This is a genomic window from Adhaeribacter radiodurans, assembly GCF_014075995.1.
GTDB lineage: Bacteria > Bacteroidota > Bacteroidia > Cytophagales > Hymenobacteraceae > Adhaeribacter > Adhaeribacter radiodurans.
Genome location: NZ_CP055153.1, coordinates 3,454,190 through 3,468,998 on the forward strand (window position 1 = coordinate 3,454,190; position 14,809 = coordinate 3,468,998).

A 14,809-nucleotide genomic window follows, 5' to 3' on the forward strand; every position below is an offset into this window, starting at 1 on the left:
TTTAATGTTTAATAGCGGGATAAAACAAGAACCACTGTTTAGCAGTGGTTCTTGCGTTTTAGGGTATTAGCAATTCAAAAATTTTCGATTTACTCCTCTCTCGTATTTTTCCCGTATTCCCAGATTTTTACAGAATTAAACCCGTACTTGGCAAAAACTCTGGTCTGATGAAAATTTTAATAATTGAAGATGAGCCTGACATGTTGGATAATCTGGTGCGTTCGTTGCAAAAAGAAAAATACCTGACTGAAACGGCTACTACTTTGGAAGAAGCCTTGGATAAAGTAGGAGTTTACGAATACGACTGTATTTTACTGGATATTAACCTGCCCGATGGGAACGGACTTACCATTTTAGAAGAATTAAAGAAACAGCAAAAAGCCCAAGGCGTGATCATAGTTTCTGCCAGAAATTCTTTAGACGATAAAGTTGCCGGTCTGGAGCTAGGTGCCGATGATTACTTAGCCAAGCCTTTTCACATGGCCGAACTACATGCGCGGGTAAAGTCAATTTTGCGGCGCCGGAAATTTGCCGGTAATAATATCCTTTCCGTTGAAAACGTACAAATTGACCCGGATAAACACCAGGTGTGGGTTGCCGACGAAGAACTAATCTTAAACCGCAAAGAATTTGATATTTTGTTGTACCTGGTAACTAATAAAGAACGCCTGGTGAGTAAAACAGCTTTAGCCGAACACGTATGGGGCGATAACATTGACGAAGCTGATGGCTTTGAATTTATTTATTCTCAGATAAAAAACCTGCGGAAAAAACTAAAAACGGCGCAGGCCCAACTCGAAATTCAGGCTATCTATGGCATTGGCTATAAATTGGTATCCGAATGAAACTGCTGAATTATACCACCTCGTATTTTGCCGGTATTCTGCTTTTAATCATTACGGTTTGGGCCGGATTATTTTACTACAACATGCTCGACGAAATTTACGACAGCATGGATGATGGGCTGGAAAATCAGAAATTATTGGTGATGCAAAAAGCCTCCCAAAACCCGCAGGTATTGCAGCAAAGTAACTTTGACGAAGGCTATTACAAAATAAGAGAAATCTCTTTTGAACAAGCCAAACACCAGCGCGACTTGTACCTGGATACGCTGATGTACATGCAAAACGAAGAAGATTTTGAACCCGTGCGGTTACTAAAAACCGTTTTTAGGCAAGATAATAAATACTATGAAATGCGTGTAATTACCTCTATGGTAGAAGAAGATGACCTGATGGAAGATTTGTTTTTTTCCTTGCTCTGGCTGTACGTAGGCTTAATTGGCAGTATTCTAATTTTAAATAATTACCTGCTAAAAAGAACCTGGCAACCCTTTTACTATTTACTGGAACGCCTGCAGCAATTTAAACTGGAAAATTACAAACCCCTAACCTTAAAGAAAACACCAATTGATGAGTTTCAATTACTAAATCAAACAGCCGAAAAACTCGTGCAAAGCAACCTGGAAGCTTACAACAGCCAGAAAAATTTTATTCAAAATGCCTCGCACGAATTACAAACGCCTTTAGCTATAAGCTTAAACAAATTAGAACTTTTACTGGAAAGCAATAACCTAACGGAAGACCAGTTAAATCAGATTGCGGGTGTAATGCAGCACCTGGAAAGACTAACGCGTTTAAATAAATCTCTTCTATTACTCTCTAAAATTGAAAACAAACAATTTGAACCCGAAGAAAAAATTAACCTGAATCAACTCCTAAAAAAACTTATAGAAGATTTTGCCGGCCAAATAGAGTATAAAGAAATAACTGTAAACTTGGAGGCAATGGCCACTTGCGAACAAACCCTCAACCCCGACCTTGCTACTATCCTGTTGTTAAACCTTTTTAAAAACGCCACTATTCATAACTATCCCGGCGGGTTTATTCACATTCAGGTAAACGAGAATTCTATTGTTATTGAAAATTCCGGCAAAGCAGAAGCGCTGGATAATAAGCAGTTGTTTACCCGTTTTAGCAAAATAAATTCATCCTCCTCTTCCAATGGTTTAGGTTTAGCCATTGTAAAAGCTATTGCGGATGTGTACCATTTCCGGATTAGCTATAGCTATGAGCAAAAGCACGTTTGGTCGATTTACTTTTAATTTTTTGATCTAAGCCTTCTTGGTGAACTTTATTAGAAAAATGCCACTTTTATTCAACGTTACTTTCCCTTAATTTTTAAAGCAGGGAATTGGCACGATTAATCATTGAATTAAATTATTATACTTTCTTTTTCGGATCATTCAATAATTTATTCAGTTTTTCTTTGGTTTCTGGTAATGCTTGCAGCGTTAATGCCTTTTTGAAGGTTTCTATTGCTTTGGATTTGTTACCGGTTTCCAGGTACAGATCGCCAAGTGAATCGTAACAATTACCGCTCGAAGGATTGTTAGCAATGTTCAATTTAAATAGATTTTCTGCTTTCTTATACTGTTTTGTACCTAACATTTGGTATCCCAATCGATTAACCTGACTTTCTCCTGGCTTAACCACGTAACCCATATTCTCAGATACTTTTTTGTAATGTGTCTCCAATACAGAATCAATTCTGAAGTTAGGATTATTCAATTCGCTGTCATAAATCTTTAGCTTGTAAAAATCGAAAACAAACCGAAGCGCGTCGTATTCTCCAACTAATCTAACTGATGGATGATCGTCGTCCTTATAGAACCTATAGCTGTAGCGCAGTTTATTTTTTCTATTTCTATTGAGCATTTTAATAAATTCCAAATTACTGCGAATAAGTTTAGTAGATGAGCTTGTCTCCTTTTGGACACTGAGCGTATCCACTCCTCGTTCCATACGATTGGCCATCGCCATAAATAAAGTTTTCCCTTGATAATTCTGAGTGGGTAAAATTGTTTTTGCTTCCTCCACCAATTTTCTATTATTCCACCACAAGGACGCTTCCAGGGAAACATACGCATTAAATAAATCCGGATGATGAAGTAAGGTATTGATAACCGTTAAGCCTCCAAGTGAATGGCCAATCAGTGTCTTATAAGTTGTAGTAGGGTAATTAGTATCGATATAAGGTATTAATTCTTTCTCGACAAAAGACATGAATTTATCATTATTTCCAACAATTTCAGGCGAGTCTTTGTCTACACCGGTTGTTAGTTCACTTAAGCGATCTATAGGTACAATGCCAACCACAATCATCGGCGGACACAAGCTGGATTCTTCCAGGTGCTCCGTGATACTTACCACAGTGTTGAAATTCTCACTGCCATCTAGTACGTAAACAACAGGGTAATGCCCTCTATCTTTAACCTTATTCCCGCCATTGCTTTTAGGAATATGTATCCAAATTTTACGCTGTTGACTCAATATCTTTGAAGAAATTGTTTCCTCAAAACCAGTGGTGAAAGGGCTATTTTCCTGAGCATTTACGCAAAAAGAAGTTAATAGTAGTGTAAAAAAGTAAAAAACGAAGGTAGGTGTGTTGTTCTGGTTAAAGATAAAAAAGCGGCAATTCATGAAATTTATATTTTTATTAAATCGAAAGCAGGCTCTCACAAAGATAGATTGGGTAAATGAATAAATGTGGTGCCTTGATATGAATAGAGACGAATAGAGGTATTTTCCTGGGTTTGCTTTGATTATGATCCGTATTCAAGAGGTCATTTACTTACTATAAATCAAAAGGCAAAATTAACCATATTGTTCAGTTGTTGACAAATCATTTTTTAGTGAGCATTGCCCTTAGGTTTAAAAATTGTATGCTTAGTTTTGAATATTAATAATCTATTAAGCACACATTTTAGTATAAGCCCACGCGCGCCCCGCAGCATTAATGGGCTAAACTATAGCCAAAAGTGAAGATTATTTAAGAAGCAAGCCGGTTTTATTTCCGCAAATACTGGCAAAATATCAGTAAAGCTTACAGATTTCTCACCAAAATTTTCTTAAAAAAATAAGTAAACTTTTAAAATTCCCAATTCTTTCCGGTTTCGGTCTGCAATTTTGGTTTAAAATTAGGTGTCACCTAAAGTTTTAACTATGAAAGCGATCTTATTTTCAATTCTGTTTAGTAACACTGTTTTTCTGGCCTGCAGCCAGGACATTGCCCCGGAAAAAGTACCTGCCATTGTAAAAAATGCGCAACAAGTTAAGTTTCCGGATGCAACAGAGGTAGAATGGGAGAAAAAACCAAAAGGTTATGAAGTAGAATTTAATATTGGCCTCACCGACTACACAGCCCTGATTACCAGCGCGGGCAAAATTACTTATTACGAGCAGGAAATTCAGGCCAATGAACTTCCGGCACCAATTACCGCTATAATACAAAAACAATTTGCAGGTTATACCGTGGATGGAAATGATTTAGATAAAATAACAAACAACGGAGAGTTTTTTTATCGGGTAGATCTAGAAAAAAACCACCGCGATATTACCCGGGTTTTTTCAGCAACAGGTAAAGTAGTACCCGATCCTACTCTTTAATTTATTCGTTAAAGGCTAAAAGTAAAGTCTATTACAATAAGTAGCTGTTCGTTATTAGATATTAGTTGTTCGTTGTTTATTTAGTAAATTTTTCATAATCAACAACTTAATATAAATAATAGTCTCTGTTAGTTGCGTTGAAGTACTTAAAACAAATTAAATAAATCTATGAAATACATTCTGGCAAATATCTGGATCCTAATTTTTGCTTTTGCTATGGCTTCCTGCGATTCTGCTAAAGCCGACTACCCGGCGCAGGATGATTCCAAAAAAGAAGGCAAAAAAAAGAAAAAAGCCAAGATAGAAGAAACAGCCTCATCAAAAGTAGAAGTTGTAAAAAAATGGAATGTGCCTGCCATTCTAACGGAAGTATCGGGTATTGCCTACCTCGGTAAAAACCAATTTACCTGCGTGCAGGACGAAGCTGGCGTAATATTTATCTACAACACCACTACCCGCAAAATTGAACGGCAAATAACGTTTGGTGCCGCCGGCGATTACGAAGGAATTGCGCTGGTAGGCAAAACGGCATATGTAGTCCGGAGCGAAGGAAAAATTTTTGAAATAAAGGACATTCACGCGTCCACTCCGCAGGTTACAACTTATACTACCCCTTTAACGGCTAAAAATAATGTAGAAGGTATTACGTATGATGCCCGCCACAACCGCTTATTACTGGCTATAAAAGGCAAAGAAACTAATTCAGAAAGTTACAAAGGCATTTACGCTTTTGATTTAAAAACTAAAAAATTGCTGCCAAATCCGGTAGTTAAAATAAGCCTTAACGATCCGCAGTTGGCGGCTACTAATAGTAAAAAACCGGATAAAGCCATTCAGCCTTCCGAAATAGCCATTCATCCTAAAACCGGTGCTATTTTAGTTACCGAAGCCACCAACCCGCAAATTTTTATTCTTGAACCCAGTGGCAAAATTAAAGCGCGATATAAATTAAATTCTTCGGAGTTTAAGCAACCCGAAGGCATGACCTTTAGTCCCGAAGGTGAACTTTTCATTTCTAACGAGGGAAACAAACAAGCGGGCAATATTACCCAGGTCCGGCTTACCTTATAATACTTTATAACTAAACATTTTTATTTTTTAACTTAACCCAAAACTTATGAAACGTAGTGCATTTTTTATGGTCGCAATTTTTTTCTCCTTGTTTTTGTTTAGCTGCGAAAAAGAAGAAAACATAACTGCCGCCGAACTACCCCAACCTGCCAAAGATTTTATTTCAACTCATTTTACTACTGCTACCATTACATCCATTCAGAAAGAAAAAGAAATCAGCGGTACTTCGTACGATGTGTTTTTAAACAACGGTACTACCTTAGATTTTAATGCCGATGGCGAGTGCACCGACATAGATGGTAAAACAAATAAATTACCGGACAGCGTACTCCCGGCCCAAGTATTAACCTACGTACAAACGAACCATGCTACCGAATTTATTGTTGGCTGGGAAAAAGATGGTAATAACCAGGAAGTAGAATTAAATAACGGTCTGGAATTAAAATTCGACCAGAATTATAACTTTATCAGCCTGGATCAATAACAACCTAAATCCCTTATAATCTAATTCTTAATTCAGCATATTCCCGTTTCCGGCTAAAAGCGAAAATTGCTTTTAGCCGGAAACGGGAATATTAATTTTAGTAAATTTTTTTTCAGATAAAGGAAATTGTACCATTTAAGTAACCTTTCTGCCGGAAATCATTATAGTTATTACTATTGTTAAACTTTAATAACTATAAAACTATGAAACAACCCATTTCCCGGCAAATGCATGGCGTTGCCGACTACAGTTATATTCCTACTATTACCGCCGCTCCCGAATTATTTAATTTTAAAGAAGAAAAAACAGCTACTACTTTGTGCCGTGTTTTAGGAGGCAACCTTTTTCTCACCAGCATTTTAACCCGGGCCGAATGGGGCCTTGTAAAAGTTTTGCCTTTTAAAGCCCACTTAGCCTTAGATGTAGCCGCTGGTATTTTTACCGCGAGCGCTCCCTGGCTATTTGGTTTTGCGGATAACACCAACGCCCGAAATGCTTTTCTGGCTTTTGGTCTGACCAGTATTGCCGCCGCCAGTTTATCTGATCCGGAAGAATTAGGGGAAAAGGAAGATTAAAACGCTAAAATTCTTAAAGTAGAAAACGTGCTGTTTGTGCTGAGGTAGCTAATTACGTTTAGGGAAATTAAGGTAAAACTTTCCGGCATTCAAAACTATTTTTTGGCGAATCCCGGTTAACTCCCACTCAAGAAAAGGATAGCTGAGAACTTGGTTAACAAAGCGGAGAATGGCTTAATTATTTTCAACAAAAAAGCTGGAATGAGAACCTATGGTTATCATTCCAGCTTTTTTAATTTGGGGCAATTTATTAAATGTTAAGCAAATTGAAACATCTTTATTAAAAGCTAATTTACTCAGTTAATTAATAAGCAATTTCTTTGCTTTTAGTTCACGTCCTTTAGAAACTAGACGAATATAATAAAAACCGGGGGATAATAAATTAAATTTACCTGTAGCTCGCCGTATTCAAAATTACTTTCTAAAACAGACTTACTTGCGTTTTGGAAATAATAACTTCTGGTTTTTCCGCAGGATCAAAAAGTAAAATTTAATTTTTACCTGATTAATAATCTTTTTGAGATTATACCCTGAGAATACATTAGCGTAACGACATAAACTCCTTTTGACCAACCTGAAATATTTACCTGTTCATTCAAATCGCCTTCAGCCTTATATTTTTTCATAATTTTTCCAGAAATATCACTTACCTGGAGGGTAATTATTTCTTTGTTCTGCCCTTTATAACCCAGCGTAAGGATCTCAGAGGCTGGATTCGGAGAAATTTGCAACCGCGATTTAATTAGTTCAGAAGATTCGTTCGTTGGTTCAGCAATGGCCATTCTGTTATTGTAACCTAAGGTTTTATCTACAACAGTTGTCCGCCAAAGAGAACCATCCTGGTGTAGATAATACAGGTCTGCTTTTCCCGTTTGGCCTAGGCTAGTGGCGGTAATATCTTTTGCTTCGGGTAATGCATCAATTTTCACCCAGTTTACATCCGAACCACCATATCGGTTAATCCAGAAGGAACCATCATTTTGGAGGGTGAACAGTACATTTTGTGTTACGGCAATTTTAGCAGCATTTCCGGGATGCCCTATTTTTGTCCAGGTAACTCCACTTGTTGAACTTCTGAGCAGGTCTTTGGCTGAATTTAAATAATAAAGATATGAAAAGTCGAGGGTGTTATCTTCCGTTCCGGCTAGTATTCCCCCATTTGATAATGCTGCACTTCTGCGAGGTGTTACCCCGTCAAGGAACCATAATTCACCGGTACTTAGGGTTCCTACTACCTGGAAGTAGACTAAATTTCGGGCGCAGGCAATTTGCCGGGTATTTGCCGGAAGGTTAGTCACAAAGTTCCAACTACCATATCCGCCTCCGGCAGTGCTTTTGTAAAGAGATTTATCACTTTTTAAAACAAACAAACTTCCATCATTACAAGCACAAATATCTGTTGACTGGCCAGACAGAGGACTTCCAATTTGGTTCCAGGTAAGGTCAGGAACTTGCGGTCTTTGCCTCACCATGTAAAATGGCTTACTACTAATTACATCATATCCTGCAATCAGGCCGTTTTCCCAGGTTAAATGTTGCCCTTTTAAAGTATAACCTTCTAACCGGAATTCCATTTGGGTAAAGCTCGAATTAGTAAATCTAACCTGTACATCAGACAAGGATCGGGTAGCATTGTTATAAAAACTACCGAATAAATTGCTGCCCGATTGAGAAAGGTAAAGCTTACCTTTAGGTCCGCTGCTTATGTCTAGGTTCCAGCTTGAGTTTTTATAGGATGCCGGCCTGAATGGTCGAGGAGTACGGGCAGAATTAGTAATAAATCGATTTCTAGCCTTAACCGCGTAACCAGCATACTGGTTTGTGCCGCCAGGATCTGTATGAAAACCAGCCATGAAGTCTTTCCGGTAATCGTAATAGTAAATAAATTTACGTCCTTCGAGTTCATCCCAACGAGGATTGGGTTTAGCATTGTTAATGAAAAAGGTTACTTCCAGTAATTCGTTCGTAATTTTTCTAACAGAGCCATTTACCCGAAAAGCATTGCCGTATTGGTCATAAAAGATACCCAACCTTCTATCAGGTACGTTTACTCCCCAGAAATCAAACCCCCATTGATTTATACCGGGCAGATGATAAATATCTAACCGCCCTTTCCAGCCGTCAAAATCAAGACTGTACTCGCCAAGCAAACCTAATTCTGGCCATTTTTTAGGAGGATTTACATTTTTAATATATTCCGCACTTAAGGCATATTTTAAATAGTCATAATGCATGTAAGTAAATCCATCCGAGCCGGGAATGCGGGAATGTCCCCAGCTATTTTTCACAATTAAATAATAATTTTTAGGATCAGGGTCCGTTTTATCAAAGCCAACAATTAGCATATTGTGCGCTCCTGGTCTACAATTGGAATCCGTATTTGGATCGCAAGCAGGTCGCCATATGTTATCCGGATGACCATCAGAACCGATCATCAAAACGTTAAAATTTATTTCAAATCCTTGCCTTAATAATTGTTCATATTCAGCAACATCCTTATAATTAGATAGTTTTGCCATTGAATTGGCGCTATAATAGCGGGGAGCTTTTAGCACATTATTATTGTTTAGACTGAAATTAAAATTATTGGCGCTCTTCTGAGTATAAAAACCAGAGCCGTTTTGAGAAATAGTATCCCACGGGTAATCGGTTGGATGATAGGGTACATAACTCGAATCCGGAACGGCAAAACCATTGGAGAAAATAAATACGGAGCCCCCTCCTTGGGTTCCAGCAAATTGGTTTTCCATAACATCCGGCCCTTTTCGCTCGGTATCGCTCCAGGTTGGATGCAAATAAAGGGCTTTTCCCTGCATAGAGAAAAATTCTTCGGAAAGATTCACATTACCATACCCCGCTTTTTTATAAGCTGCTTCCAGAGCCGCAGTAGCACCAAAATAAGTACAGCTTCCTCTTCCTCCCTGGTTCTGAATACCTGTTTGATTAGGCCGCAAGTCTACATATTTTTCGGATATAGTAATTTTGCTTACTTTTTCAATAATCCACTCTTGAGTGTTATTACCAAGGTTACTCCACAACTGTACCCGGCTACCATCTATAGTGCCCGTGCCCGAAAGTAGCTTACGGCTCACTGCCAGCCGGATACGGTACCTATTATCACTTATCTTTTCTAGGCGCCACCGCTGCGATTCGCCATCATTAAAGCTCCATAAAATAATTCGTCCTCCGTTAGTAAACCGTTCGTTCCAAGCCGCATCCAAGGCTTTACCCGTACCTGCTACCCGGATGTTATAAGATCCTTCTACACTACTTGGTACAATTTTCCAATGTTGGTTTGCTCCTTCCAGGTAAGTCCAGGTATGTACTATACAGCCATCCTTGTCCATATCGGCCCTTTTAGCATTTAATACGGAATTGGCTGAAACTAATTTGATAGTGTACAAGCCTTGTTCAATCTGCGACAAGGCAGCAAATGGTAACAGTAGCAGGAATAGAATACCCGAGGTTTTTAGATAAAGAGTTAATAAAATGGTTTTCATAGGTTTAAGTCTTAATTTTTTTCTTTATAGAAGATTAGAAGATGAGTTATAAATCTTGTAGAAAGGATACCTATCCGTACTACTTGTTCGCCAATTATCCGATGACCAATTCGGGCACTTATGGTATTTGTTTTTCTATTCTGATTCTTTTGTAGTACCTGCACCACACAATTGTTGGCGGTAGGTTGGCGGGTTATGAGTCAATGGTTATCACAGCCTGATTCAGTTGATTATGCTGCTCTTCCGAATCAGCCTTGGCAACAGAAGCGAGGGCTAGTTCCACTTGGTTTTCACATCCAGACAACAAGGATGCTGAAAGAAAAAAATTCAAATAATTTCTTCGTTGTTTGCCTAATTTCAATTTTTAAAAAGACAGGCAAAAGATAGGACAATACCTTAGACTGATTTTACCGATCAATCCCAAACGTACTAACAGGTTCAGGCGGCAGGGGTAGCAAATTGAAAGAGTTAGGAGGCGAGATAGTAGATTGCTTATGTACGATCTAGGAGCCAGACTCTAATTAGGAAATTTAGATTGCAAAGACGAGGAACTCATACAAGGAACGGCCTTGGTGATTAACAAATCACCGGTATTTCCAATATTTATGGAAGTAAGCCTTTCTCCTGGCCCAAGTAAGGAGGAGATAAGTGGCCTTACCGAGCCGTTTATCCTTTCTTGTATATTGGGGCTGCTCAAGAAACTGGTTATACGACTTTCTAATCCCTGGTTTACTGTACCTTCGTTAATGCCAAATAACCCGCATAAAAACGCCCAGAAGTTGTCGTGGCAAATACTTACCCGGGAGGCAGCAGAAAAATCCGTATCCACCTTAAAAATCAGGTTTCCGGTTCCATCCACTTCTGGTTTTAAAAACAAAGTAATAATAGCATCGTCCACTTCTATGGTCGGTTTTTCAACGCACGCAATATTCTTTATACAATCAGTTATAATTTCTGTACCATCACTTTCCATTTGCACATTTACTACTAATTGCGGCCCAATAGTAGCGCTAGTTACTGCGCTTGAATTTAAATCGTTAATATAAATTGTAAAGGGTTCGCGCCGGATACTAGCTTCGTTTTCTAATTCGGTAATTACCTGGGTAATTCCGTTAAAAGTTATGTGGCTATCGTTCGGTTTCAAAAAAGCAAATTCTTGCCGGCTATCGAATTCATTTCTGTTCGGCGTATAATTATTCAAGCGGATACTTGTGGAATTTAATACAGATTCTACGAGCGGAAACCAGTTAGCCCGGGGTACAGTAACTATTTCCACCTGAAATCCTTCCCGGCATTCGGTACAACTGTTATGGGAAAAAGTTAAAATAAAAAAAATAAGGATAAGGATTACACGTTTCATGATTTAAAAATTTAAGAATAAAGAGTTATTGGTTCTTACTTAATGATCAATGCTTCATGTAGCAAGCTTTTTACCTTGCAGAAATAGGGCAGATAACCTAACTTTAAATCTATTTTGCTTTTGTTAGGTACTTAAGCGGCTAACCATGCTCTATAAGTTTGAGAAATCCTAGAGGAGGGAAATAACTTTGGTGTCAATGTTAAATTAGGTGCTCTACCTTGTGCTTCAGAACGAGGCAGGGATAATGAGGCGAAAAGATTGGAGGAGGAATTTATATCGCAGGACTTTCGCCAATTAAAGGAGCAGGACTTTAACCTTTTCTTATCCTTCCCCTAAGAATTTTTCTTAATTGACAAAAGCCCTGCAATATTTAGTCTAAACCAGACTATTTTACTAGTACCATTTTGCGGGCCGCTACCTGCTGGCCATCCAGGTTGAGGGTATAGACATATACACCGGGGGGTAAGCTATTTCCTTCCAGACTTATTTCGTGCTTTCCGGTTGGCAGGTTAGCAAATTGCTTTACGGTTATACCCGCCATATTTATAATTTTGAGAGTAACTTGTTTTACCGGGGAAATTACCTGATAGTTAATGGTCGTATGCTGATCAAAAGGATTAGGATTATTTTGGTCAAGGTACGAACCTGCCGTTTTATTAATTTTTTCATTGGTAATTCCGGCTAAAGGAGCAAAACTCTTTCTAGAAGCACTTGCTGGTGTTAAGGTTACTGTGACAGGATTAAATTCAATCCGGTTAATGCGCGTATCGCAATTGCAGTTACCATCGCTGCTTATATCGTCTCCACCAGTATCCCCAACGACAAACATTCGGGCCACCGGACCACCTGGCCGAAGGGTATGTACATCACCGTCACAACCTCTAAATATTTCGTTTCCGCCCCCACCTACTAACACTTGGTTAATACTGGTGCGGGTAGGAGAAGTAATGGACTGAATGCGCCTACTCAAGGGAGCCGTGTAAATAGTTCGAATCCAGGAGCCGCGTACTTCCGACCAGTCATTTTGCGTTTCCCGGGCACTAAAATTAATAACGGCTTCTACCCGGTTGCCACTAGTTGAAATGCGTAGGATTACATTAGCCCTTACCCTAGGTCCGTGTCCGTCAAATTCTCGATCGCCACTAACATGGGTATTAGGGCATAAACTAATCATGGGATCCACATTGACCGTACGGGTATCGGGTTGGTCGGCAAAAATTTCCTTTGAACGACTTACACATTTTTCCCACATGCGAGCAAAATCTTCGGCCGTTGAATGGAAGGCTTCTTGTTCTTTGTTTGTCATGCCTGCTGATAACCAGCTTTTTATGAAGTCGGGGAATAAACCATAATGAGCAAACCCTTCTTTATTAATGTCCCAAGGCCTACCCGCGGGAGACTGATAATTAGGGAAACTGCTATCATACGTTACAAGTGCTGCTGAATCAGGGGCTGCCAAGGCATAAAATCCGTTAACATCTGTTCCAATGGCTACATTTTTACCATCTGCTAAACGACTTACATTACGAAAAGAATTTACAAAGCCGGTGGCTGTTCCGCCGTGACCTAGCCCAATCATTCCCCCTCTTTCTAAAATGCCTCGGTATTGATCCTCTGTTCGGCTATTTTCATTATCCGCTGGAGTAGTTTTGCCAGTATTTCTTGGCCCATTGTGCCCGGAATTAAGGGGGTAACTTAGTGAATCACTGGTTAGGTTAAAAATATCTGTAACGGCTTGCTGAGACATATGATCAATGTCAATCATGATGCCTAATCGCATCATTTCTTTTATTGCCGCTCTTCCCAGGTAGCTTAAACCGGTTATATTTCTTTGCCCACAGCCCGTTGCTGGTGTAGGATAAGTGGGTTGGTTGTCGATTACCCAGCCCAGGTTTCTACTGCGCAAGGCATCTGCGCTCGGGAAAGCAAAATGTTCTTTTTCCAACTTGTAGCCAATACCTTCCCCGCACGATTCTAAGGGAAAGGGGTAAATGTTGGCGTAATATTTAGAAGAGAGTAAAAATAAGTTTCTAGAAAGAGCTGTCCCCCCAAATATATTATTGGAGAAATGAATAGGCAAAATGTACCGCACATCAAACTGGTCGTATAATCTTTGTATTTCTGCCTTTACTTTATCAATGGTAATAGCTTCTTGCCCAAAATACCTTCTTCTAGATAGATTACCTAAGTCTTCCGTTTCTACGCCCAGAATAACGGCTAATTTACCTTCCATTACAATTCTTCTCAGGTCAGCCGGTGTTTTGGCAATTTCCATAAAGTCAAAATGTCTAGCCACAAAACGCCGCATTTCGAGCAGTTGTAATTCCACAGACGCCTTATCGTCCCACACTCGGTCGCCAATACCTGCCGCTGCCTGGTTGATTAGGGTATTGTGAACAGCCAAGGCAACCATCACATTCAGCCCACCTTCATGCGCCCGCTTGATCCATTCCCACCACATTTGCTGATGGGTAGCACTAGACCAATGCGGCCAATATTTAAAATGAGGATACCCTTCATGGGGATGATCCATATGTAATTTATTTTCTTTCCGGTATATATATCTTTCATCTAACTTATTTACTATTTCTGCCCGGATGAAATCTCCACCCATATTAAAAATGCCAGGTCCACCATGATGCGGGTTGCAATTTGCTAAGGCAGTGGCCATATCCCCATCGGGTGCACCGTACATAACTTTTCCGCCCATACTCAAATGACTCATTAAATGGGTATGCATATCGGAAAAACCCTTTAAGGTTTGTTGTGGAGCAGGAGGCACTACGTAAAATCGAGCTTTATTCCAAGGTACTAAATACCGTATGGTCTTGTTTAATTGTTCCCACCAGAAATCACCTCCGCTGCTGGATTCTACCAATTGATCCAGATCACATAGCCAGGTTCCGCGAATAGTTAAACTAGGTGTTTGCTTATAAATTTTGCCGCTTGGCTGGTACGTGACAGCCCGAAGCTGAATATTATAACCGTAGGTAAGTATCTGTAATTTACCTAAACGTCCTTCATTGGTTTGGTAAACAATGAGAGTGCCGGCAGTAAGTTTATTGTTGTTATTGTTACTACCATCAATACTTGAGGTAGTCATTTGGGTTACCAAGTTGCTGATAATAGCGTAATTGGTGCTTTCATAGGTTGGTTGGGCAGTTAATACCTTAGGTAAACTCAATAGTACCCAGAGGATAAAGATTAGTGGATAAATTTTCATGATGACAAATGTTTAAGTTACGGGTACATTCTTTAATTTTATGCTTGTTACTCATTGTTTTACCAGTGTTTAAGAATGTATTAAAGGTAGGTGCACCATTACCGGAAATCAATCCCATGATTATGGGAATTTGATTCTGGCAGTAATG

General features: G+C 39.2%; 10 protein-coding genes. 6 read left to right on the plus strand and 4 right to left on the minus strand.

Going from position 1 to position 14,809, the window contains the following annotated elements; genetic code table 11:
* Nucleotides 1-167 precede the first annotated feature (167 nt).
* Nucleotides 168-845 carry a response regulator transcription factor gene (locus HUW48_RS13995; RefSeq protein ID WP_182411543.1) on the plus strand — a complete coding sequence of 226 codons (678 nt, stop codon included), beginning with the start codon at nucleotides 168-170 and terminating at the stop codon, nucleotides 843-845.
* On the plus strand, nucleotides 842-2,104 hold the full coding sequence (locus HUW48_RS14000; protein ID WP_182411544.1) for a sensor histidine kinase: 1,263 nt from the start codon (nucleotides 842-844) through the stop codon (nucleotides 2,102-2,104). Before HUW48_RS13995 ends, HUW48_RS14000 begins: the two co-directional genes overlap by 4 nt.
* A 118-nt stretch (nucleotides 2,105-2,222) precedes the next feature.
* On the opposite strand, the gene HUW48_RS14005 is transcribed toward HUW48_RS14000, so the two are convergent.
* On the minus strand, nucleotides 2,223-3,482 hold the full coding sequence (locus HUW48_RS14005) for an alpha/beta hydrolase-fold protein (RefSeq protein ID WP_182411545.1): 1,260 nt from the start codon (nucleotides 3,480-3,482) through the stop codon (nucleotides 2,223-2,225).
* Nucleotides 3,483-4,004: 522 nt separating this feature from the next.
* Here HUW48_RS14005 and HUW48_RS14010 point away from each other — a divergent pair.
* From HUW48_RS14010 to HUW48_RS14025, 4 genes are all read left to right on the plus strand, one after another.
* Entirely contained in the window at nucleotides 4,005-4,448 is a 444-nt protein-coding gene (locus HUW48_RS14010; protein ID WP_182411546.1) for a PepSY-like domain-containing protein, read from the plus strand.
* A gap of 168 nt (nucleotides 4,449-4,616) precedes the next feature.
* Nucleotides 4,617-5,519, plus strand: a complete 903-nt coding sequence (locus HUW48_RS14015) for an SdiA-regulated domain-containing protein (protein ID WP_182411547.1) — start codon at nucleotides 4,617-4,619, stop codon at nucleotides 5,517-5,519.
* Between the two features lie 46 nt (nucleotides 5,520-5,565).
* Complete coding sequence (locus tag HUW48_RS14020; protein ID WP_182411548.1) at nucleotides 5,566-6,003, plus strand: PepSY-like domain-containing protein; 438 nt, start codon at nucleotides 5,566-5,568, stop codon at nucleotides 6,001-6,003.
* A gap of 203 nt (nucleotides 6,004-6,206) precedes the next feature.
* Nucleotides 6,207-6,578: an SPW repeat domain-containing protein gene (locus HUW48_RS14025; RefSeq protein ID WP_182411549.1), complete on the plus strand. Its 372-nt coding sequence runs from the start codon at nucleotides 6,207-6,209 to the stop codon at nucleotides 6,576-6,578.
* A gap of 497 nt (nucleotides 6,579-7,075) precedes the next feature.
* On the opposite strand, the gene HUW48_RS14030 is transcribed toward HUW48_RS14025, so the two are convergent.
* The 3 genes from HUW48_RS14030 to HUW48_RS14040 all read right to left on the minus strand — a co-directional run bounded on the left by HUW48_RS14030 (nucleotide 7,076) and on the right by HUW48_RS14040 (nucleotide 14,661).
* Complete coding sequence (locus HUW48_RS14030; RefSeq protein WP_182411550.1) at nucleotides 7,076-10,078, minus strand: RICIN domain-containing protein; 3,003 nt, start codon at nucleotides 10,076-10,078, stop codon at nucleotides 7,076-7,078.
* 517 nt (nucleotides 10,079-10,595) lie between these two features.
* Nucleotides 10,596-11,438, minus strand: a complete 843-nt coding sequence (locus tag HUW48_RS14035; RefSeq protein ID WP_182411551.1) for a hypothetical protein — start codon at nucleotides 11,436-11,438, stop codon at nucleotides 10,596-10,598.
* A 385-nt stretch (nucleotides 11,439-11,823) separates the two neighbouring features.
* On the minus strand, nucleotides 11,824-14,661 hold the full coding sequence (locus HUW48_RS14040; RefSeq protein ID WP_182411552.1) for a membrane dipeptidase: 2,838 nt from the start codon (nucleotides 14,659-14,661) through the stop codon (nucleotides 11,824-11,826).
* Between the last annotated feature and the right edge of the window lie 148 nt (nucleotides 14,662-14,809).

What these genes read in the sequence shown, in the direction of transcription:
- HUW48_RS13995 (WP_182411543.1), top strand. Translation starts at nt 168, where the DNA reads ATGAAAATTTTAATAATTGAAGATGAGCCTGACATGTTGGATAATCTG.
- HUW48_RS14000 (WP_182411544.1), top strand. Translation starts at nt 842, where the DNA reads ATGAAACTGCTGAATTATACCACCTCGTATTTTGCCGGTATTCTGCTT.
- HUW48_RS14005 (WP_182411545.1), bottom strand. Translation starts at nt 3,482, where the DNA reads ATGAATTGCCGCTTTTTTATCTTTAACCAGAACAACACACCTACCTTC.
- HUW48_RS14010 (WP_182411546.1), top strand. Translation starts at nt 4,005, where the DNA reads ATGAAAGCGATCTTATTTTCAATTCTGTTTAGTAACACTGTTTTTCTG.
- HUW48_RS14015 (WP_182411547.1), top strand. Translation starts at nt 4,617, where the DNA reads ATGAAATACATTCTGGCAAATATCTGGATCCTAATTTTTGCTTTTGCT.
- HUW48_RS14020 (WP_182411548.1), top strand. Translation starts at nt 5,566, where the DNA reads ATGAAACGTAGTGCATTTTTTATGGTCGCAATTTTTTTCTCCTTGTTT.
- HUW48_RS14025 (WP_182411549.1), top strand. Translation starts at nt 6,207, where the DNA reads ATGAAACAACCCATTTCCCGGCAAATGCATGGCGTTGCCGACTACAGT.
- HUW48_RS14030 (WP_182411550.1), bottom strand. Translation starts at nt 10,078, where the DNA reads ATGAAAACCATTTTATTAACTCTTTATCTAAAAACCTCGGGTATTCTA.
- HUW48_RS14035 (WP_182411551.1), bottom strand. Translation starts at nt 11,438, where the DNA reads ATGAAACGTGTAATCCTTATCCTTATTTTTTTTATTTTAACTTTTTCC.
- HUW48_RS14040 (WP_182411552.1), bottom strand. Translation starts at nt 14,661, where the DNA reads ATGAAAATTTATCCACTAATCTTTATCCTCTGGGTACTATTGAGTTTA.